The 19,518-nt window shown below is 61.2% G+C and carries 18 protein-coding genes; 5 read left to right on the top strand and 13 right to left on the bottom strand.

What is annotated here, in order from left to right; genetic code table 11:
- The first annotated feature begins 158 nt into the window (after nucleotides 1–158).
- Nucleotides 159–686 (top strand): sterol desaturase family protein, encoded by a 528-nt coding sequence (locus tag J1C59_RS20930; RefSeq protein WP_140916916.1) that lies wholly within the window; start codon nucleotides 159–161, stop codon nucleotides 684–686.
- Here the strand turns inward: J1C59_RS20930 and crtB are convergent.
- The 6 genes from crtB to J1C59_RS20900 all read right to left on the bottom strand — a co-directional run bounded on the left by crtB (nucleotide 625) and on the right by J1C59_RS20900 (nucleotide 7,136).
- Nucleotides 625–1,554, bottom strand: a complete 930-nt coding sequence (gene crtB, locus J1C59_RS20925; protein WP_140916915.1) for a 15-cis-phytoene synthase CrtB — start codon at nucleotides 1,552–1,554, stop codon at nucleotides 625–627. The genes J1C59_RS20930 and crtB overlap by 62 nt on opposite strands.
- Nucleotides 1,551–3,029: a phytoene desaturase gene (locus J1C59_RS20920; protein WP_140916914.1), complete on the bottom strand. Its 1,479-nt coding sequence runs from the start codon at nucleotides 3,027–3,029 to the stop codon at nucleotides 1,551–1,553. The genes crtB and J1C59_RS20920 overlap by 4 nt, the downstream gene beginning before the upstream one ends.
- Entirely contained in the window at nucleotides 3,026–4,186 is a 1,161-nt protein-coding gene (gene crtY, locus J1C59_RS20915) for a lycopene beta-cyclase CrtY (protein WP_140916913.1), read from the bottom strand. The genes J1C59_RS20920 and crtY overlap by 4 nt, the downstream gene beginning before the upstream one ends.
- A complete protein-coding gene (locus tag J1C59_RS20910) occupies nucleotides 4,173–5,468 on the bottom strand; it encodes a glycosyltransferase (protein WP_140916912.1) in 1,296 nt (431 codons plus the stop codon). Before J1C59_RS20910 ends, crtY begins: the two co-directional genes overlap by 14 nt.
- Nucleotides 5,469–5,477: 9 nt before the next feature.
- Entirely contained in the window at nucleotides 5,478–6,386 is a 909-nt protein-coding gene (locus tag J1C59_RS20905; RefSeq protein WP_140916911.1) for a polyprenyl synthetase family protein, read from the bottom strand.
- 219 nt (nucleotides 6,387–6,605) lie between these two features.
- A complete protein-coding gene (locus J1C59_RS20900; RefSeq protein ID WP_128086627.1) occupies nucleotides 6,606–7,136 on the bottom strand; it encodes a YtfJ family protein in 531 nt (176 codons plus the stop codon).
- A gap of 167 nt (nucleotides 7,137–7,303) precedes the next feature.
- Here J1C59_RS20900 and J1C59_RS20895 point away from each other — a divergent pair, with 167 nt between their 5' ends.
- Nucleotides 7,304–7,531, top strand: a complete 228-nt coding sequence (locus tag J1C59_RS20895) for a hypothetical protein (protein WP_140916910.1) — start codon at nucleotides 7,304–7,306, stop codon at nucleotides 7,529–7,531.
- A 153-nt stretch (nucleotides 7,532–7,684) separates the two neighbouring features.
- Here J1C59_RS20895 and J1C59_RS20890 read toward each other — a convergent pair whose 3' ends face one another.
- The 3 genes from J1C59_RS20890 to J1C59_RS20880 all read right to left on the bottom strand — a co-directional run bounded on the left by J1C59_RS20890 (nucleotide 7,685) and on the right by J1C59_RS20880 (nucleotide 10,674).
- Nucleotides 7,685–8,362 carry a pirin family protein gene (locus tag J1C59_RS20890; protein ID WP_128086626.1) on the bottom strand — a complete coding sequence of 226 codons (678 nt, stop codon included), beginning with the start codon at nucleotides 8,360–8,362 and terminating at the stop codon, nucleotides 7,685–7,687.
- Nucleotides 8,363–8,476: 114 nt separating this feature from the next.
- A complete protein-coding gene (locus tag J1C59_RS20885) occupies nucleotides 8,477–10,204 on the bottom strand; it encodes a DUF2534 family protein (protein WP_140916909.1) in 1,728 nt (575 codons plus the stop codon).
- Between the two features lie 62 nt (nucleotides 10,205–10,266).
- Nucleotides 10,267–10,674, bottom strand: coding sequence for a DUF2946 domain-containing protein (locus J1C59_RS20880; RefSeq protein ID WP_140916908.1), 408 nt, complete (start codon nucleotides 10,672–10,674; stop codon nucleotides 10,267–10,269).
- Between the two features lie 220 nt (nucleotides 10,675–10,894).
- Here J1C59_RS20880 and J1C59_RS20875 point away from each other — a divergent pair, with 220 nt between their 5' ends.
- Together J1C59_RS20875 and J1C59_RS20870 are read left to right on the top strand one after the other, a co-directional pair.
- On the top strand, nucleotides 10,895–11,833 hold the full coding sequence (locus J1C59_RS20875; protein WP_140916907.1) for a D-2-hydroxyacid dehydrogenase: 939 nt from the start codon (nucleotides 10,895–10,897) through the stop codon (nucleotides 11,831–11,833).
- A 363-nt stretch (nucleotides 11,834–12,196) separates the two neighbouring features.
- Complete coding sequence (locus tag J1C59_RS20870) at nucleotides 12,197–13,078, top strand: Rpn family recombination-promoting nuclease/putative transposase (protein WP_140916906.1); 882 nt, start codon at nucleotides 12,197–12,199, stop codon at nucleotides 13,076–13,078.
- Nucleotides 13,079–13,209: 131 nt separating this feature from the next.
- On the opposite strand, the gene glsB is transcribed toward J1C59_RS20870, so the two are convergent.
- From glsB to fucO, 4 genes are all read right to left on the bottom strand, one after another.
- Nucleotides 13,210–14,130: a glutaminase B gene (gene glsB / locus J1C59_RS20865; RefSeq protein WP_128086808.1), complete on the bottom strand. Its 921-nt coding sequence runs from the start codon at nucleotides 14,128–14,130 to the stop codon at nucleotides 13,210–13,212.
- Nucleotides 14,131–14,213: 83 nt separating this feature from the next.
- Entirely contained in the window at nucleotides 14,214–15,413 is a 1,200-nt protein-coding gene (locus J1C59_RS20860) for a CynX/NimT family MFS transporter (RefSeq protein ID WP_140916905.1), read from the bottom strand.
- Between the two features lie 440 nt (nucleotides 15,414–15,853).
- On the bottom strand, nucleotides 15,854–16,027 hold the full coding sequence (locus tag J1C59_RS20855) for a GhoT/OrtT family toxin (protein ID WP_009093071.1): 174 nt from the start codon (nucleotides 16,025–16,027) through the stop codon (nucleotides 15,854–15,856).
- Between the two features lie 281 nt (nucleotides 16,028–16,308).
- A complete protein-coding gene (gene fucO, locus J1C59_RS20850; RefSeq protein ID WP_140916904.1) occupies nucleotides 16,309–17,457 on the bottom strand; it encodes a lactaldehyde reductase in 1,149 nt (382 codons plus the stop codon).
- A 245-nt stretch (nucleotides 17,458–17,702) separates the two neighbouring features.
- On the opposite strand from fucO, the gene J1C59_RS20845 reads away from it, so the two are divergent.
- Nucleotides 17,703–19,340, top strand: a complete 1,638-nt coding sequence (locus tag J1C59_RS20845; protein WP_140916903.1) for a dihydroxyacetone kinase subunit DhaK — start codon at nucleotides 17,703–17,705, stop codon at nucleotides 19,338–19,340.
- Nucleotides 19,341–19,518: the final 178 nt, after the last annotated feature.

The following is a 19,518-nucleotide window of genomic DNA, read 5'->3' as shown; positions in this document are numbered from 1 at the left end:
CCCCGCATACGGGGGCGATGCACGCTGACCTCTCTGTATGCCAACACGTCACTGGCAGTCATCGTTAAAACCTGCTAAACCCGATCCGCCGTTTTCCACAATCTCTGTTAAAATTGAACCGCTGCGCCACCGTGCAGGATGTTTATACGGGAGAGATTATGTTGTGGATGTGGAATGCCCTGATTGTTCTGGTCACCGTGATCGGTATGGAGATTACGGCTGCGCTGGCACATAAATACATCATGCATGGGTGGGGTTGGGGCTGGCACCTGTCACATCATGAACCGCATAAGGGCTGGTTCGAGGTCAACGATCTCTATGCCGTGGTGTTTGCCGGCCTGTCGATTCTGCTGATCTATCTGGGCAGCACGGGTATCTGGCCGTTGCAGTGGATTGGGGCAGGGATGACGCTGTATGGCCTGCTCTATTTCATCGTGCATGACGGGCTGGTGCATCAGCGCTGGCCATTCCGTTACGTGCCGCGTCAGGGCTACCTGCGCCGCCTCTACATGGCGCACCGCATGCATCATGCGGTGCGTGGCAGAGAGGGGTGTGTCTCGTTTGGTTTTCTCTATGCGCCGCCGCTGTCAAAACTGCAGGCGACGCTGCGCGCGCGTCACGGCGCTAAACGGGGCGCTGCCAGAGGTGAGCGGGGCGCGGAGCAGGACGTGCCATCCGGGAAGTAACCGCCTGACCGGAGGCCGCCATCAGCAGCGCCAGTTTCTCTGACGTGCTGGTGGACTGGCGCTGGTCCCACGCCGCCGGGCCCGCCGCGACCACTTTGATGCCGATTTTGCGATAGACCTGTCTGGCCGTCGCGATCGCCCACGCCGAACGCAGCGACAGGTCAGGCAGCCCTGCCGATGACGAATGATAATAGGGCTCAGCGGCCTCCACCAGTCGCCGGGCGATGCGGCTGAGCGCCTGCCGGTGTCCTTTGTCGGCCAGGTTCTCCCGCGTCAGACCCTCTTCCGCCAGCCAGGTTTCGGGCAGATAACAGCGTCCCGCTTCCGCATCCTCCACGATATCCCGGGCGATATTGGTCAGCTGAAACGCCAGACCGAGATCGCAGGCGCGATCCAGAGTAGCGTTGTCGCGCACGCCCATAATCTGCGCCATCATCAGGCCCACCACCCCCGCGACGTGATAGCAGTAACGCAGCGTATCATCCAGCGTCAGATAGCGGGTCTCTTGCACATCCATCGCAAAGCCCGCCAGATGATCGAAGGCGTAAGCGGGCAGGATATCGTGCGCCATCGCCACCTCCTGAAAGGCGGCAAAGGCGGGCTCATGCATCTGCGACCCGGCATAAGCCTGACGGGTTTTGATCTCCAGCTGAGAGAGACGCTGTTCGGCAGACTGCAGCGACGGCGTCTCATTGCTGAAGCCCAGCACCTGGTCGTCAATCACGTCGTCACAGTGACGACACCACGAATAGAGCATCAGCACACTGCGCCGCGTTTTGGCATCAAAGAGCTTCGAGGCCGTCGCAAAGCTCTTTGAGCCGACCTCCATCGTCTCTACGGCATGATCGAGCAGTGACGGACTATTCAAGCCAGATCCTCCACCATTAATCCTGCGGTCGCTTTGGCCGAACCAATCACGCCAGGGATACCCGCGCCGGGATGGGTGCCCGCGCCAACCAGGTAGAGGTTACGGATGTTTTTGTCGCGGTTATGCGGCCGGAACCAGGCGCTTTGCGTCAGAATTGGCTCTACCGAGAAAGCCGAACCCTGATAGGCATTCAGTTCATCGCGGAAATCGAACGGCGTAAAGATGCGATGCGTCACCAGCTGGCTGCGCAGGCCGGGCATGTAGTGCTGTTCCAGATAGTCGAAGATGCGATCGCGCAGGCGCGGGCCTTCAACCGCCCAGTCGATATCGGCGGTGCCGAGATGCGGAACCGGTGCGAGCACGTAGTAGCTGCCGCAGCCTTCCGGGGCCAGCGAAGGATCGGTCACGCAGGGGGCATGCAGGTAGAGCGAGAAGTCCTCTGCCAGCGCATCCCTGTTAAAGATCTCATCGATTAATTCGCGGTAACGCGGACCGAAGCAGACCGTGTGGTGCGCCAGCTGATCGTGATGATGATTGAGGCCAAAGTAGATCACAAACAGCGAGTTGCTCATGCGTTTATTCTGCAGGGTTTTCCCCTGCGCCACCGACGCCGGATGCTGACTCAGCAGCTCGCGATAGGTGTGCACCACATCCGCATTCGAGGCAACGGCACGGGTCGGGAAGACACGGCCATCCTGCAGATGGACGGCGGTAATCTGGTCATTCTGCGTTTCCAGATGGGCAACGCTGGCATTCAGCTCCACTTCGCCGCCCAGATCTTCAAACAGTTTCACCATGCCCCGAACCAGCGCGCCGGTGCCGCCGCGCGGGAACCAGACGCCCCACTCCCGCTCCAGCGCATGGATCAGGGTATAGATCGAGGAGGTGGCAAACGGGTTACCGCCGACCAGCAGCGAGTGGAACGAGAACGCCTGACGCAGATGCTCATCTTCGATATAGCTCGCGACTTTGCTGTAAACGCTGCGCCACGCCTCCAGTTTCACCAGCTGGGGGGCGGCCCGCAGCATGTCGCGGAACGAGAGAAACGGTACGGTGCCGAGCTTGAGATAGCCCTCTGCAAACACCGCGCGCGAATAGTCCAGGAAGCGACGATAGCCTTCGACGTCACGCGGATTAAACGCGGAAATCTGCGCTTCCAGCGCGGGCTGGTCGTTGTCATAACTGAAGACCTTGCCGGACTCCCAGCAGAGGCGATAGAACGGTCTGACCGGCATCAGCTCGACGTAGTCAGACAGTTTTTTGCCCGCCAGAATGAACAGCTCTTCGATAGCAGTGGGATCGGTGATCACCGTGGGGCCGGCATCAAAGATGAAGCCCTGATCCTCGTAGACATAGGCCCGGCCGCCAGGCTTGTCACGCTGCTCCAGCAGTCGGGTCGGAATGCCTGACGCCTGAAGGCGAATTGCCAGTGCCAGGCCACCAAAGCCTGCGCCAATTACCGTAGTTCTGTTCATTGCATCGCCTGTTGACGGTGAGGGGTCATAATAGCCTGTAACGCGGCCAGCACGGGAACCGGCGGTTTGCCGCTTAAGATGCGTAGCCGGTCAGGCAGAGTGAGTTTTCCCGCATAAAAACGGGCAATCAGACCTTCGGGAAGGCCATAAAAACGTTGCATAACCTGCCAGCGGCCGTCTGCCGGTCCGGCGAGAAACAGCATACGGTTGAGCATGCGGAAAAAGCGCTGCTGCTGCCACGTCTGGCGGGCGAACTGCTCAATGGCGGCCTGCAGGCGTTCTGTCGTCAATGACGTCATTGCCGCCAGCCGATCCGCCAGCGACACCGCCAGCGGCAGAGAGTAACCGGTCGTGGGATGGAACAGGCCGGCGCGCAGACCGCTGCAGGGCAGGTCACGCGTCTGCCAGAAGGCGTTGATGTCACCGGTCAGGGTAATCGGCAATGCGCCCTGTTCTTCGCGCAGCAGCGTGGCTAACTGCCAGCCCTGCTGCGCGGCGTAGTCGCGGATATTCTGCCGGGCGCGATCGCCCTGCAGCGTAGCGTGGTCGATATAGTGCGTATCCTCAATCAGCAGCGTATCGGCTGAAAAGGGGAGACTGTAAACGAAGCGATAGCCTGCCTGCTGATCCACCGTCGCGTCCATGATGATCGGGGCGGTCAGGCCATGCGGCTCGCTGAGCCGCCACTCCTGACCGACAAACGACTGAAAGCCCATGCGCAGTGCGCTGTCGGGCTGATAGCCCCGGCCATCGATCACCGCGTCACTCTCCAGTACGCGCCCATCCTCCAGCGTGACCGAATGCGAGGCGACGTCGGCCACGCGGGTGTTCAGCAGCAGGTCCGGGCCGAATCTGTCGCGCATGACCTGTGCGAAGCGCCCGGCGGTGACGCAGAAGTAGCCGCTGTTCAGGCTGCGATGGCGCTGGGGGAACCGGACCTCATAGCCGGGCCAGTGGTGCGCCACCAGCGGGGCGATCCAGCGATGCTGGCTCGCCGTGAGATCGTCGGCATGAAACGACCAGGTGTGACCGGCGCCCGGCTCGCTTTCGGCCTCAATCAGCAGGATGCGCAGTGCTGGCCGCTGCTGGCGCAGGCGCAGGGCGATCAGGCCGTTAGCCAGCCCGGCACCCACCAGAATCAGATCATACCGTGGCATATTCTCTCCTGGCGCTGACCGGCTGGCGGGTGCGCATCGCCTGCTCGACAATGTCCGCCGCCAGGGCCGTTCCCCCCGCCTGATGCAGCGCATCGCGCAGGGTTTTCATTCGCTGACGGTAGCTGTCGTCGGCCAGCAGGGTCTGCAACTGACGGGCCATCGAGTGGCTGGTGGTGAAGCGCGAGGCACGGCGGCCAATGCCGTGCCAGACCACCCGCGCGGCCACACCGGGCTGATCAAACGCCAGCGGGAGGGTCAGCAGCGGCGTGAGATGAGTGACCGCATCCAGCACCGTGTTCATCCCGCCGTGGGTAATCGCCAGATCGGCCTGGGCCAGCGCCGCCGCCTGATCGGCAAAGTCGATCACCTGAACATGGCTCGCCTGCGCCAGTTTTTCCACCTGGAAAGGCGTCAGGCGACCGCAGTGCGCCAGCAACAGCTGCGCGTCGATCTCCTGACAGGCGCGGACGATGGTTTTGAACAGGCCGTAGCGGTGTCCCTGCAGCGTGCCAAGCGACGCAAAGATGCGCGGTCGGCCGTCGTCGGCGAAGTAACCGGGCTGTGCGGCGGCTGCGGGAATCTCCGTGGCGCGCAGCGGCCCCACCGAATGGAAATGGTCGGGCAGATCCTGGCGGGGGAAATCCAGCGCCGGGATCAGCTGACTGATCTGCGCCAGCGGTGAAAAGCAGTGATGCAGTTTTTCCCGTGACGCCACGCCCATCGCCTGAGCGTGGCGGGCGATCACCCGGTCGTGGCGGCGCATCAGCCAGTCATAGATTTTTTCACTGGCGCGGTAGCGCTCGCGCGCCTGATCGCTGTGACCATACTCAAACGGCATCACGGCCAGCGGGAAATCGGCCTCACGGTTCAGCGGCAGCGCACAGGCGACGGAGACGTAGGGCAACGCCAGCGCCTCGGCCGCCAGTGCGCCCGCAGGCTCCATCTGGTCGACAATCACGCCATTAATCGCCAGGGTGTTCAGCACCCCCGGCAATTCGCGGCAGAGCATATCGGTGCTGCGGGCCATCTCATTGATCAGTTTCAGCATTGAGGGGCCGAGCGGATGGGCCGCCAGCTGCAGCGTGTGCGCCAGGCTGCCCGCCGGATGGGTGGTTAAGCCCAGCGGGAAAAAGCCGATCCGGCTATCGGTGAGTAGCGTGCTGACATCACTCTGCTGAATAAAGGTGATCTGGTGTCCGCGTGCAATCAGGGCCTGGCTGAGATGCTGAAGCGCCTGCACATGGCTATAGAAGGGCGGTGCTATCACCGCGAAGTGGCTCATGCAGCATCCTTAACTGACGGCAGCGAGTTTTTTCTCAAACCAGGCCTGAACAAAATGATGGGTGGCATAGCCGTCCTGGCAGGCAGATAACAGATGTTCACCGGCGCAGCGCAGGTGGTCGCGCAGCCGCGTTTCAACGGCCTGCGGGCCGAGCAGATTGACCAGCGTCGATTTTCCCGCGTCCTGATGCGCGTCTTTGCCGGTGTCGCTCATGCCGTCCGTGAGGTCGTCCAGCAGCTGAAAAGCCTGGCCCAGATTGAGCGAGAACCGGTGCAGCTGCTCGCGCGCTTCGCCCGAGGCTTCTGCAACGATAGAGGCCATCTGCATGGAGGCGCAGAACAGGGTGCTGGTTTTGTAGTGGTTGGTCATCAGAATGGCATCGGCGCTGCGTGGCTTATCGCCCTCGGAGAGATCTTTAAACTGGCCCTGCACCAGCCCCTGCATGCCGACCGCGTGAGAGAGTTCGGCCACCGCATCGGCTCTGGCGGCGGCGGTCAGGCCCTCTGCCACGGCGACCACGCCAAACGCCTTACTCAGCAGCGCTACCGCAGCCAGAATCGCCACATGTTCGCCATACTGACAGTGAATGGTCGGACGCCCGCGACGCAGCTGCGCATCGTCCATGCAGGGCATGTCATCCAGGATTAGCGAAGCGGCATGAACCATCTCCACCGCACAGGCGAGATCCAGCAGACCGGCTGGCGTAGCGCGGCAGCCCAGGTCACGCGCCGCCAGCAGCAGCAGCAGCGGACGGATGCGCTTCCCCGGTGCCAGCGCACCGTCGCGCATGGCGGCGCCCACTAAGTCACGTTCACTTTCAACCGGTAAAAGCTGGTCGAGCCGTTGCTCAATGTCGTTCAACAGAGTGGCAGCATCGCTGTGTATGAAATTGACGTGTTGTTCTGCACAGGCCGTCATCAAGGCTGTCCTTATCTACAGAGGAAGTCACAGCAGGTCGAAATGATTCGATGCCATCTTCAATTATCGTCCCCGACTGCCCTTGCATCGCGGGCAGGTTTTTAACAAACGGCGGGTGAATCCATTACCACTAAGCGTAGTTCAGGATGATAAAAATGTTGGAGAATTCAGGCGCATTCCGCGTTTTGCAGCGTATGCGGGCGCACAACAGAGCGTGAATCAGCCCAGCAAATCGCGCAGCTGTTTCATCACGCTGGCGACATCCTCCGTGGATAATGCGCCATCTTTAGCGAAGCGCACAATACCCTGGGGGTCAATCACCAGAACCGACGCGCTTTCAGGCTGGAGTTGCCAGCGATGGGCGGTGACGCCGCTGCTGTCGATAATGAACTGTTGCCAGGGATCTGCTTTTTTACTGGCTGCGATACTGCGCACCACAAAAAGGGCACTACCGGGCAGCGCATCGTCCGTATTGACGATGGTCGTGGTCTGGAAACGATCGCGCGGCAGCCTGGCCTGCTGAATGGCGTCGATCAGGGGTGCGCTCTGCTCCTTCGCCGAAAGGCGGCCCGCAACATGGATTACCAGCCGCACCTTGCCGGCGAGTGACTGACTGTTCCAGCGCTGATAGTGAATGTCGCCCTGGTTTAAGACCATCTCACCTTTCTCGGCGACCGAGACCGGGGGAACAGGCTGGCCCGTCTTCAGCGTATCCGCCGTGGCGAAACCGGAAAACAGTAAAGCAATCATCAATCCATAATGGCGCACGGGGCTCCTCACTTTTTCTCGGTCTGCGGCAGGCAACATTTCTGATCATCAGGCAGATGATTAGTACCACATCCATGTTTCAGATCAATAAAAGCATTAAAGATTTGGGCTGAAAATGCGGGTATGGATTGATTAACATGAGGTGTAAAATGAGCAAAGCACTGATGACCTTACCCGAGTTTGCCCGCTATATCGGCATCAATACCCCGACGCTGGCGCGTGCCTTCTGCTGCCGGGGATCGCTGGCGGGTGTGCCGCTGCCCCAGGCGCTGGATGATGCCCCGCTGACGCAGCGCCACTGGCTGCGCGACGATGTGCGCCAGTTCGATAATGCCTACCGGCGGGTACAGGCGATGCAGCAGCAGAACGGGCATTAAGCCGCCTGTCGCGCGGAAAAAACGGGATCCGCGCGGCAGGGAAAATTCGCTTCGGTTGCCGCGCGTCCCGCCTGCAGCGGGCGTGATTCGCGCCGCGTACACGACCTGGTGATTGATCGCGCACTCAGGCGGCTGTGGCGCGATCGCCGTCTCTCAGGCCGGACCATCCGGTTTCACCAGGAAACAGACCAGATTAGCATCACGCTCGCCCGTCATTTCCACACCGCTTCCGGAGCCGGTAAGCACATCGCCACGGCCCAGTCGCTGATTACCGACGCGGATAATGCCTTCCAGCACCGTCAGCCAGGCGACAAAGCCCGGCATTGCGGGCACATCCAGCGACTGGTTGCGCTCCAGCAGGGTGTCATAAATATAGGCCTCCTGACGCAGTTCCAGCGGGGCATCGGACGCTTCCGGCCCGGCAAGCTCGGTCCAGCCGTTGGTCATAATCCCCTGATCGCGCTCCAGCACCTGGGTCATCGCCTCGCCGCCGGGCTGAGAAGGCCGGATAACCGCCTGCAGCAGCTCCGCCTCAAACAGTGGCACCGACTCCTCGTACTGCACGCCTTCGCCCGCATTGACGACCATAACCCGCTTTGCCGAGAGCTGCGTCCGCTCGCCGTTGCTGTCCTGATGCTGCATCGAACCGCGCCACAGGTAGGTGAACACCTCTTCATCCTGATGCTGCTGCATCGGCATCCGGGCATCCAGTTTCAGTGACATCAGGTCAACGCTGAGCAGGGGGCTTAAAGCCTCGCCGGGACGCTGACGACGGACAGTAAAGGGGCCGTATTCAAACAGCTGTTCGGGGTTTGCACGCACAATGTTCATGATTTGCTCTTTTTTAACAGGAGTTCACTCGATCATAGACTCCGGACGGAAAATGAGAAGCCGGGATGATTGCCCGGCTTCGTCAGTTATTTCGAACAAAAGCCGCTGAGCGGACTATTTACCCTGTTCGTCGCTCTCTCCCAGGAAGAAGTACCAGAGCGGAATCGACAGCAGTCCGGTAAAGACCGTGGAGTAGAGCAGGATCATCATCGCCTGGGTCATATACATGGTCAGCGACCAGTGGCTGAAGGGGATCTGATACTGGTCGATCACGCCACCAATCATCGCGTTGGCCATCACCGAAATCACGATCAGCGCCAGCACCGTCACGCTGCGCAGGAAGTAACGCATCTCTTTGCGCTTCACGGCAAAGCGTGACTGAACGATAGCCAGCGGAGACTGCTTATCGGGTGCCGTATCCACGCGGACGATCCGGGCACGCCGGGCGCTGCGCCAGCGCTGGATATCCAGCAGTACCAGCAGCAGCAGGCTTACCCCCATCACCGGCAGCGCATAGCCCAGCGCCAGCATCACGATCAGGCTGGTGCCCTGCGCGTAGCGTGGCATCGCCAGCCAGGCGGCGAGCAGCGTCTGCGCGGGGCTGAGCTGCGGCACCGCCGGGCGGCGGATCCACCACATCCGGTAGCCCAGCACGATCATCGCACAGAGGCCAAAGCCAAAAAATGCCAGGATCAGCTGATTCGCCAGGCCAAACAGCACGCCCATGTGCGCATCCACGCCCCAGCGGGTCAGTTTTGCCACCAGCGGGAAGTGGGCGAACGCCACCCGATCCACCACACTGAAATCGGTAGGATTGATTGACACCGCATCGACCTGGCTGGGCCAGCGGCGATCGATCTCAGACACCGTCCACGCCTGATCCTGCTTTTTAGGCTGACGCAGCTCCAGTTTTGCCGCATCCAGTCCGGCCTCGCGCGCGGCGACAAGCACCCGATCCCAGCGGGCATCCGGCTGATTCTGCACGACCGGCGCCACGGTTTTCGCGGGCATCGTCATATCGGACATGTTCATCCCGGTCATCGTGCCGCGATGGTCGGCATGGGGATCGGCGGCTTCGGCAGGCGCTTCACCGTTCAGGGCGGTGTTCACCTGCGGCGTCTTCCAGCCGAAGTCACTGCGCATTTTTTCGATGTTGTTGCCCGCCCACTGTGACCAGGTCAGCCCGGTCACAGAGAAGAACACCAGCCCCACCGCCAGCAGCAGCCCCAGCGTGACGTGCCAGTGGCGGATAGCTGCAAACCCGCGACGAGCTTTGGTGCGTTTGCGTGGCCGGGTGCCTGCCCATAAAACGAGGCCACCCAGGGCGGCAACCCACAGCCATGAGGCTGCCAGTTCGCTGTAGTTCCGGCCAAAATCACCCAGCAACAGACCGCGATGGAGTTGATCCAGCCACATCCGCAGCGGCAGCACGCCGCTGGTGCCATAGACCGTCATATCTCCTTTTACCTGAAGGGTGTAGGGATCGATAAACAGCGAGCGCGACTCTGACGGACCCAGTTCCGGGCCGCTGAACTGCACGCGGGTCGTGTCCTGTGGACCGGGCGCAGGCCGCACGGCATAGATGTACGCGGCGTCACCGGCGCGCGCGCGGGCAGCGGCAATCTGGGCGGACAGCGGCCGGGCCGCACCCTGAGGTTCGGCGGTCAGGGCATCATGATAGAGGGCCTTTTCCAGCTGCGGCGTCAGGACGTAGAGCGTCCCGGTAAGGGCAGCGACAAATATAAACGGCGCAATAAACAGGCCGATGTAAAAATGCAGGCGACGCAGCAGGTTAAACAGCGTGCCGCGTGGCGCAGGAGACATTTCCTGTGAAGAGGACATAGCATTCCACACTTTTCAAAAGATAACGGCGATCAGGTGACATTGTCACTTAATCGAACTATTCAGCGGTGAGTGTGACGCAAAAAGGGCGGGGCACGCGGTCTGTTGAGACGCCATTGCCGCCGCCGACGGGGGACGGCGGGCGCCGGGGCAGGTGGCGCGCGGCTGATCAGGCACATCCACCAGATAAAGGGGATAAAGACCCAGAGCATCAGCGGCACATGCACCAGCAGATCGCAGTAGCCGCAGGCGAACCCCATGTCGCCGGCGGCAGGATCCGCCATCGGCATCTCGCCATGATGATGCATCATCGGCATCTCTGCGCTCATGGCGGACATACCCGGCCTATCCGCCATCATGGCGTGATGCGCCGCGAGATTCTTCGAGATCATCGGCGCAACAAACAACAGCAGCACGGCCAGTATCGCAATACAGGCAGTCAGGCGTTGTCTGAGTGAAGATCTCGGCATTATTTCAGTGAACGTAACAGGGTCAGAATTCAGGGCGGCAGTGTAACGCGAAGGGGATAAAAGCGTTAAATAAAGTGGCTTTGGATGCGAAAAAATTCGCACTCTTTGAACATATTCACTTTAATTTCAGCATCATTTAACTTAACTGTTACCCGGTAAACACATACAAATAACATTAAAGCGCTGGCTGCGTTTAATCGGAATCCATAAGGGACGAAATATGAAAATTGTGATGCTGGATGGTGAAACCGTGCCTCTCTCCCTGCCCACCGGCCAGGTGCAGGCCGACTGGGTAATTCGCCCGCAGACCTCAGCCAGTGATGTCGTCGCCGCGCTGGCCGGTGCGACGGTGGCGATCACCAATAAGGTGGCGCTGCGGGCCGATACGCTGGACCAACTGCCCGGGCTGCGTTTCATCTGCGTGGCGGCCACCGGCTATGACTGTATCGATCTCGACGCCTGCCGGGCGCGCGGCATCCTGGTCAGTAACGTGCCGGGTTACTCCACGCAGAGCGTCGCCGAGTCTGTGATTGCCGCGATTTTTGCCCTGCGCCGTCAGCTGATGGCATATGCCCTGAACACCCGCACCGACTGGCCGCAGGCTGCCCATTTCTGCCTGCATCGTCAGCCGATTCAGGATATCGCGGGCGCCACGCTGGGGATCGTCGGGAAAGGCGATATCGGTCAGGCGGTCGGACAGCTGGCGCAGGCGCTGGGGATGCAGGTGCAGTACGCCGAGCGTAAAGGCAGAGACCGGGTACGCGAGGGTTACGTCAGCTTTGAACAGATGCTGGCGACCAGCGATATCATCTCACTGCACTGTCCTCTGAGCGAACAGACCCGCCAGCTGATCGATCGGCAGGCGCTGCGTCAGATGAAACCTCACGCGCAACTGATTAACACTGCCCGCGGCGGACTGATTAACGAGGACGATCTCGCGGCGGCGTTAAAACAGGGCGTGATTGGCGGCGCGGCGCTGGATGTGCTGAGCAGCGAACCCCCGGCGGCAGATAATCCGCTGCTGGCCGACCTGCCGATGCTGCTGCTGACGCCACATATCGCCTGGGCCAGCCGCAGCGGCGTGGAGAACCTGGTGTCGGGCGTGATGACCAACATCGCGGCCTTTGTTCAGGGCCAGCCCGTAAATCTCGTGCGCTGAAGCCAGCGCTCAGGCGCCGGATCGCCTGCCGGCGGCTAAGAAATGCCCGGGCAGGCGCAAACACGCCCGTCACGCAGGGCGCTCACGTCTGCCGTTAATCTTCCGGCACGTCTCGAAAAATCCAGCCAGACCCTTTTACCCTGCGGGTGAATCAGGCTATTAAGCAGAGAGCCTGTTCAGACGGCAGCCATTACACGTTCCAATGAGGTGGACGACGCAGGCTTGTGCCTGCCGGGTTGCGCCAGTTTAGACAGACACAATCGGGGCGACGTCGTCGTCCCTGCCGTTTTATAAACCGAACCGGATGTCGCATGGCTCAGGAACACGCCGTCGCAGAGAACTGCAGGAAAAGGGATTTGGCTGATGACTAAAAGAGCGGGGACACCCACACCGCATGATGCGACCTTCCGGCAGTTTCTGACGCAGCCGGATATTGCCCGCGACTTTATGAGGCTGCATCTGCCGCCGGAGTTGCGGGAAATCTGTGATCTCAGCACGCTGAAACTGGAGTCGGGCTCCTTTGTTGAAACGGATCTCCGGCACTATTTCAGCGATGTGCTTTACAGCCTTAAAACCACGGCGGGCGAGGGCTATATCCATGTGCTGATTGAGCATCAGTCTGTGCCCGACAGGCACATGGCCTTTCGCCTGATGCGTTATGCCATTGCGGCTATGCAGCGCCATCTGGAAAGCGGCCATAAAAGACTGCCGCTGGTGATCCCCATGCTCTACTACGCTGGCCGCCGCTCACCCTATCCCTATTCCACCCGCTGGCTGGATGAGTTCGACGATGCCCGGCTGGCAGGGAGGCTTTACAGCCGCAGTTTTCCGCTGGTGGATGTGACGGTCATTCCGGACGATGAGATTATGCAACATCGCCGCATGGCCGCGCTGACCCTGTTACAGAAGCATATCCGACAGCGGGATCTGGCGGAACTGATGGAGAAGCTGGTGTCCGTTTTGCTGAAGGGCTATCACTCTTCAGCGCAGATAGTTTCGCTGGTACACTACATGGTGCAGGCGGGCGAAACGGCTGATGCCGAAGCCTTTGTTCGGGAGCTGGCACAACATGTGCCACAACATGGAGATGCCCTGATGACTATCGCACAGCAGCTTGAGCAGATCGGCGAGCGCAAAGCCGCGCTGAGAATTGCCCTCGCCATGCTGCAGAACGGTGTGGAGCGCCCTGTCGTCCTGAAGCTGACCGGGCTGAAAGAGGAAGATTTAGCGCAGATCGGGCACTAAGCCCATCGCAGCAGCAGGGCGGTCACGACCGCCTCTGCAACGCTGACCGCTGGCTGGCGGAGTCGTTCACCGCCGCCCGCCAGGCGGCTGGACTCCGTCTGCCACCCTGAGCGGCCAGGCGCAGGCCAGCCTCAGAATATCGAGCGGCCCAGCTTTTCGGTCAGTAACTCCAGCGCCGCGGTGCCCGCCAGCGAGTTACCTGCGCTGTCCAGCCCCGGCGACCAGACGGCAATGCTCATCTCGCCCGGAATGATAGCAATGATCCCCCCGCCGACCCCGGATTTCGCGGGCATCCCGACCCGCCACGCAAATTCGCCGGCGCCATCGTACATGCCGCTGGTGATCATCAGCGCGTTGATCTGCCGCGCCTGACGCGGGGTGATCATCTCGCTGCCATCCAGCATCCGGCCCTGATTTGCCAGATAGATAAAGGTGCGCGCCAGCTCCACGCAGCTCATTGAGAGCGAGCAGTAGTGGAAGTAGGTCTGCATCACGCTGGTGACATCGTTATCAAAATTCCCGAAAGACTTCATCAGCCAGGCGATCGCAGCATTGCGCGCAGAGTGCTCGAACTCCGAGCGGGCAACGTGGCGGTCGTAGTTGATATCGGGCTGCTGACTCAGTTGCCTGACGATCTCCAGCATCCGCTGACGCGGCGCGGTGAGGCGGGTTTCCAGCAGATCGCAGATCACCAGCGCACCGGCATTGATAAAGGGATTACGCGGCTTGCCCTGTTCCAGCTCCAGCTGCACCAGCGAGTTAAAGGGCTGACCGGACGGCTCTTTGCCGACCCGCTGCCAGATTTCACTGTCGTCATAACGGGTCAGCGCTACCGTCAGCGACAGCGCTTTGGAGATGGACTGAATGGAGAAGCGCGTTTCTGCATCGCCCGCCTGAAATAGCGTGCCATCCCGCAGGCAGACCGCAATGGCCAGATTGTCCGCCGCCACATCCGCCAGGGCAGGGATGTAGTTCGCCACTTTTCCCTGATGAACCAGCGGACGCACCTGATCCAGCACTTCCTGCAGCAGAGCATTATTCAGTTCAGACACGCACCTTTCTCCTGTTGTTACGGGCCGCCCGCGATGCCGCGCATCAGCGAACTGCCATTAATAGTATCAGCGGCAGATCGCCCTTAGCTGATGGGTTTTGACTGCGCCGCCAGCGGTGCCAGCAGCATCTGTAGCAGGCTCAGCAGCGTCAGCATGCCAAAGGGCAGCGTCCAGCTTCCGCTCTGCTCATGCAGGACGCCGAAAAAGAGTGGCCCGAGCGCCGCCAGCGCATAGCCGACACACTGCGCCATGCCGGAGAGCTGTGAAGCCTGACGATGGCTGCCTGCGCGCAGGTTAAACAGCGAGAGGCAGAGCACCAGCGAGGCGCCTGCTCCCAGCCCGGCCAGCGTCAGCCAGAGGATGGCCCACTGCGGATAGAGCAGCAAGCCCAGCAGGCCGAGAAAAATGCCAGAGGAGGCCACAAACGCAGTGATCCGGGCATCCTTTACCCGCTTCAGCGCCACCATGCAGCCCAGGTTAGCGACAATGGCGACCGCCTGATACCAGAACAGCAGCCAGCCCGCCTGTGCCTGGCTGAACCTCCTGTCCTGGGCAAACGGGCTGAACCAGTCGATCAGGGTATAAAACGCCAGCGACTGCAGCGCCATAAACAGGGCGATGTGCCAGCCGCCCGCTGAGCGCCAGGGGTGGCGCTGCGGGATCGGGGCCGCCGCAGTGGCTGAGGCAGGCTGTTGCTGACGTAACAGCGGCAGCCAGGCGAACAGCGCCACCAGCCCGGGCAGCGCCCACACCACCAGCGAGAGCCGCCAGCCCGCTGCTGAAATCTGACTCAGCGGCACGGCGATGCCGGAGGCCAGGCTGGCGGTAATCGACATCGTGGCGGCATACAGGCCGATGTAGCGGGCGGTGTGCGCGGTAAAGTCGCGTTTGATCAGCGGCGGCAGCAGCACGTTAGCGGCGGCGATGCCTGCGCTGAGCAACAGCGTGCCGCCCCAGAGCGCCGCTTCGGCTGACAACCCGCGCAGCAGCGAACCGGCGGTGATCAGGCACAGGGCGCCCCATAAACTGCGCACGAGGCCGATGCGGTTGCCCAGCCAGGCGGCTGGCGGCGCGAGCAGGGCGAACAGCATCAGCGGAATGAAGTTAAACAGACCGGCTTCACCGGCGCTCAGACCGAACGTCTGACAGATATCCTGTAAAACCGGTCCGGTGACGGTAATCGGCGCCCGCAGGTTCGCCACGGTGAGAAGCAGAACGAATAAGAAAAAGGAGGCGCTGGAAAACGCAGCGTGAGGTCGGGCTCGGTGCTGTTCAGGCATCATGGCAGGGATCATCACAGGCAGCAGTGCTGCGGGGGGCGTTGGTTGACGTTAACGCTTACGCATCAGAGTTGATGTCTGGGCGCTACTTTACTGACCGGTTAGCGGAGTGTAAAGCCTTGTTATGCGATGAAATAGCGTAAATCTAATCCTGTAACAGGATTCACAAAATCAGAACGAATGGAAGGCGGATTCGGGAACGTGACCACCGTCGTTCTGACGGGGTATGGCGCCGGGCTGGCAGGTCTGCTGCCGGGTTTCAGCCGGCGGTACGGTTTTCCGGCATGCCCCGGAGCACCGCAGGCATGGAGAAGGAAGCCAGTATCACCACACTGAGAAGAGGCAGCTCCGCGTCTTGTCCGCCTTCAGCATCACGCCGGTGATCGCCGCGTGCAGGTCGGGGGCACCTGACCGGCGTCGGGTGTAAAACGGTGTTCAGTCAGTCAGAACAGCGCAAACATCAGCGCCACAGGGAAGCTCATCGGCCAGGTTGCGCCGACTAAAAAGGCGCTCAGCAGTTTGATGCTCAGCTTATCTTTGGCGATGAAGAAGGTGATTAGCGTAGCGAACAGTGCAACAACGGCATAAAAAATAAGCATACCCTGGTACAGTGTCATTGTTCTCTCCGCAGCGTCAGTCAGGTTTTGCTGCGCATGATGCGGATTTTTGTGATCCAGATCAAGTGGGACAGGGTTTCGCATCTAAAGAAAGCAGGGCCGTGCGCTGACATTATCGCGGGCGATTTCAGGCTGAAAACCGGCGGCTGAACGCCCCTGAAACCCCCGCAGGCAGGCGCCAGCGCCAGCTGGTAACTTCTGGCGAAAACGCCGCAATTTCCCCGGATCTGCAGACCAGAAGCCCGCCTCTGCGGGCGGGCTTTTAGCCTGTCAGCGCGGGTTCAGCTGTGACGGTAGAGCGCCATCACGGCCTCCAGATCGGGCGCGCGTGGGTTGCCGCCGGTGCAGACATCGTCCAGCGCCGCCTGCGCCAGTGCGGGGATATCCGCCTCCTGCAGGCCGACATCACGCAGTGAAAGGGGGATGTTTACATCGCGACAGAGCTGGCGCACGGCAGCGACGGCCGCCTCCCGCGCGGCCTCCAGCGGCAGCGAGTCCGCCTGCCTGACGCCCATGGCGCGGGCGATGTCACGATATTTCTCGCCGGTGCAGGGGGCGTTCCAGGCCATGACCTCAGGCAGCAGAATGGCATTCGCCACGCCGTGCGGAACGTTGTAAAAGGCGCCCAGCGGATGGGCCATGCCATGCACCAGGCCCAGGCCGACGTTGGAAAAGCCCATGCCGGCCACATACTGCCCCAGCGCCATCTGCTCGGCCGCCTCCGGATCGCCCGCCATCGATCCACGCAGTGACTGGCTGATCATCTTTATTGCTTTGAGATGCAGCATATCGCTCATCGCCCAGGCGTCACGGGTGAGGTATCCCTCAATCGCATGGGTCAGGGCGTCGATACCGGTGGCCGCCCTGAGCGACGCGGGCATCGTCATCATCATCTCCGCATCGATAATCGCGACTTTCGGGATGCAGTGCGGATCGACACAGACAAACTTGCGCCGATTCTCCTCGTCGGTGATCACATAGTTAATCGTCGTCTCCGCCGCCGTACCGGCCGTGGTGGGGATGGCGATAATCGGGGCGGCCGCAAAGCGGGTGGGGGCAGTTCCTTCCAGACTGCGCACATCTTCAAAGCCGGGATTGGTGATAATGATGCCGATCGCCTTGCTGGTATCCTGAGGGGAGCCGCCGCCGACGGCGATCAGGTAGTCGGCACCCGCGGCTCTGAACGCCGCGACACCCTGCTGCACCGTGCGAATCGTCGGATTCGGCACGACCTCATCATAAACCGCCCACGCCAGCTGGTGGGCAGTCAGCAGATCGGTTACCCGCTGCAGCACCCCGGCTGCTGCCAGCGCTTTATCGGTGACGATCAGCGCTTTTCGCATCCCGCGTCGGCTGACCTCTTCCGGTAAATGGTGCAGTGAACCGGCACCAAACCAGGCCGTTTCATTCAGAATCATACGGTGCGTCATCAGAACATCCTCTGTCAGCAAATGATTTTTTTACCCTCTGCCATTATCAGGGCTGCTTCTGCGTGAAACTTCTCAATTCCTGACAAAGCCAATTGATATTAATCAATAAATTAGCAAAAAATCGTACATGCCAGGCGCGTTTAACCCGCTTCCGGGCGGTCGCCCTCCGGCTACGGATGTCTCACTGTTGCCGGCGGTGTGCAACACTGGTTTATCTGTTACCCGACACGCCCATGAGGAAAGATATGACCCGATTCGTAATGAATAAAAAGGATGATCTCGTCGACAGTGCGTTAGATGGCATGATTTACGCCAGCCCGTGGCAGAACCTGGTCCGGCTGCAGGTCGATCCGCACATCCGCATCGTGATGCGTCGTGACTGGCAGAAGCAGCAGGTTGCCCTGATCTCCGGGGGTGGCTCCGGCCATGAACCGGCCCACGTCGGGTTCATCGGCAAGGGGATGCTGACGGCGGCCGTCTGCGGCGATGTGTTTGCCTCGCCCAGCGTTGACGCCGTCTATAACGCCATCATTCATCTGACCGGTGAGGCGGGATGCCTGCTGATTGTGAAAAATTACACCGGCGATCGGCTCAACTTCGGTCTGGCAGCCGAGAAAGCCCGCAAAGCGGGCTTCAGCGTCAATATGGTGATTGTCGGGGATGATGTGGCGTTGCCGGACAATCCGCAGCCGCGCGGGGTAGCGGGAACGTTACTGGTGCACAAAGTGGCGGGTTTTGTCGCAGAGCGCGGTGACGATCTGGCGGCGGTCACCGGGGCGGCCGAGGCCGCGAGCCAGGCCATTGCGTCCATGGGTGTGGCGCTCTCCGGCTGTCATCTGCCAGATGAAGAGAGCGGTCAGCGCGTGCCTGAGGGCAGCGTGGAAATGGGACTGGGGATCCATGGCGAGCCGGGCGTGGATGTCATGCAGACGCAGAACGCGCAGGCGATTGTGCAGCATCTGCTGGAGAAGGTAATGCCGGGTACTGACCAGCGATGCGCGCTGCTGGTCAATAATCTTGGCGGCATGTCTGCGCTGGAGATGAGCCTGGTGACGCGTGACCTGATCGCCTCGCCGCTCAGCCAGCCATGTGATTATCTGATCGGCCCGGCTCCGCTGATGACCGCGCTGGATATGAAAGGCTTTTCAGTCACCCGCCTGACGCTCAACCCGCTGCTGGAGGAGGCGATCTGCGCGCCGGTCGAGGTCACCGGCTGGGTTAACGCCGTGAAGATCGCGCCGCTGGCACCTGTGGTGGTGACCCGTGAGGCCAGCGCGCAGCCCGTGCAACCCTCCGCGAACCCCAGCGTAGCGGCGATGGTTAACGCTATCTGCGATACCCTGATTGCCAGCGAAAGCGAACTCAACAGGCTGGATGCCCAGGTGGGCGATGGCGACACAGGCTCCACCTTTGCGGTCGGCGCACGCCAGATCCAGCGGGAATGCGCCGATCATCAACTGCCCCTGAATGCGCTGCCCGACCTGCTGGCAGTGACCGGTGAACGCCTGGCGACGGTGATGGGCGGCTCCAGCGGCGTGCTGATGGCGATCTTCTTTACCGCAGCGGCGCAGCAGCTGGCTGAAGGGGATACGCTGCCGCAGGCGTTACAGCAGGGGCTGGAAAAGATGAAGCAGTATGGCGGCGCACGACCGGGCGATCGCACGATGATCGATGCACTGCAGCCCGCTATCGAAGCGCTGGTGGCGGGCAAATCGCTGGCGGCGGCGGCGGACGCGGCGCAGCAGGGCAGTGACGCCACCGCCGGGATGGGGAAAGCCAATGCGGGGCGGTCGTCTTATCTCAACAGCGCGAATCTCAACGGCGTGCCGGATCCGGGCGCGGTCGCGGTTGCCCGGGTCTTCGCGGCACTGAAGCAGCAGTGAGTTTCAGCCGCGGCCAGGCAGGCAATGGGCCGGTCAGCCCTCCTTTACCGGCCAGACAGCACCCATTTTCCTGTCCGCGCCGACGCGCCCGGCGGCAGCGGGTCATGCAGCCGGGCGCCCGGCTGAGCGCGACGACGATCATAGATCTGGCGTTTCGTTCGCAGGAAACGGGCGGGTC

The sequence above is a fragment of the Pantoea deleyi genome, from assembly GCF_022647325.1.
GTDB classification, from domain to species: Bacteria; Pseudomonadota; Gammaproteobacteria; order Enterobacterales; family Enterobacteriaceae; genus Pantoea; species Pantoea deleyi.
This window is presented reverse-complemented; position numbering and strand designations above follow the sequence as displayed.